Annotated in this window: 1 protein-coding gene; it reads left to right on the top strand. The window is 72.3% G+C overall.

Going from position 1 to position 1,492, the window contains the following annotated elements; genetic code table 11:
• Positions 1-1,352: AMP-binding protein (locus H5J30_RS32810; RefSeq protein ID WP_181791326.1), on the top strand; the 1,352-nt coding region annotated here is incomplete at its 5' end.
• Between the last annotated feature and the right edge of the window lie 140 nt (positions 1,353-1,492).

Raw genomic sequence — 1,492 nt, 5'->3', positions numbered from 1 at the left:
TCCTCGGCCTGAACGGCATCGAGGTGGTGGAGTGCTGGCTGGCCGCGCTGCGCCTCGGCGCGATCGTGGTGCCGGTCAACTTCCGCATGGTGGCCCAGGAGATCGCGTACGTGCTCCGGGACAGCGGCGCCCGCGCCGTGATCGCTGACCCGGCGCTGGCCCCGGCGGTGGCCGAGGCGCGCGGCTCCGCGCCGTCCGTGTCGTACGCACTGACCCTCGGCGGCGACTACGAGGCCGCGCTCGCCGCAGCCCCGGAGTCCGACCCGGAGCATGAAGCACACGAGGTCCGCGACGAGGACCCCGCGTTCATCATGTACACCTCCGGCACGACGGGCGCCCCGAAGGGCGCGGTGCTCACCCACCGCAACCTGCTGCTGCACGCCTTCAGTTCGATGGCCACCCAGGGCACCACGCAGCCGTACGAGGTGTCGATGTCCACGGCGCCGCTCTTCCACATCGCCGGCCTGTCGACGCTGCTGCCCCCGCTCCTCGTCGGCGGCACGAACGTCATCCCGCCGTCCGGCGGCTTCGACCCGGCCGCGACCGTGCGCACCATGGTCGACGAGAGCGTCACCTCGTGCTTCATGATCCCGGCCCAGTGGCAGGCGGTCTGCGCGCTGCCGGAGCTGGGCGGCCACGACCTGACCCGGCTGCGCCGCATCTCGTGGGGCGCCGCGCCGGCGGCCACGCCGCTGCTGGAGACGATGATCCGCACCTTCCCGCAGGCCGACGTGTGCAGCGCGTTCGGGCAGACGGAGTGCAGCCCAGTCACGACGCTGCTGCGCGGCCCGGACGCGCTGCGCAAGATCGGCTCGGTGGGCACCCCGCTGCTCAACGTCGAAGTGCGGGTCGTGGACGACGAGATGAACGACGTGCCGCGGGGCGAGGCGGGCGAGATCGTCTACCGCAGCCCGATGGTGATGAAGGAGTACTGGAACCGGCCGGAGGAGACCGCGGAAGCCTTCCGCGGCGGCTGGTTCCACTCCGGCGACCTCGTACGGCAGGACGAGGAGGGCTACTTCTACGTCCTCGACCGCAAGAAGGACATGATCATCTCCGGCGGCGAGAACATCTACTGCGCCGAGGTCGAGAACGCCCTGCTCGCCCACCCCAAGGTCGCCGAGGCGGCCGTCGTGGGCGTACCGGACCCGAAGTGGGGCGAGACGCCGCTCGCGGTCATCGTGCCGCGCGACCCGGCCGAGCCGCCGGAGGCGGCCGACATCGAGGCGTTCAGCAGGGCGCACCTCGCCGCGTACAAGCGCCCCCGGCACGTCAGGATCGTCGACACCCTCCCCCGCAACCCCGGCGGCAAGGTGATGAAGGCACAGCTCAGGGACCGGTACGCGACCTGATGCCGGGGTCGGCGGCCGGGCGCCGTCAGCGGCCCGTCCAGCGCGGCGGCCTCTTCTCCGTGAAGGCCAGCGCGCCCTCCCGGGCATCGGCCGAGGTGAAGACCGGATCGGTGATCTCGCGCTGCCGGGCGAAGCGCTCG

The organism is Streptomyces phytophilus (assembly GCF_013870535.1).
In the GTDB taxonomy this organism is placed as follows: Bacteria; Actinomycetota; Actinomycetes; order Streptomycetales; family Streptomycetaceae; genus Streptomyces; species Streptomyces phytophilus.
Note: the sequence above shows the minus strand (reverse complement) of the source record. Positions and strands in the feature narration are given on the sequence as shown.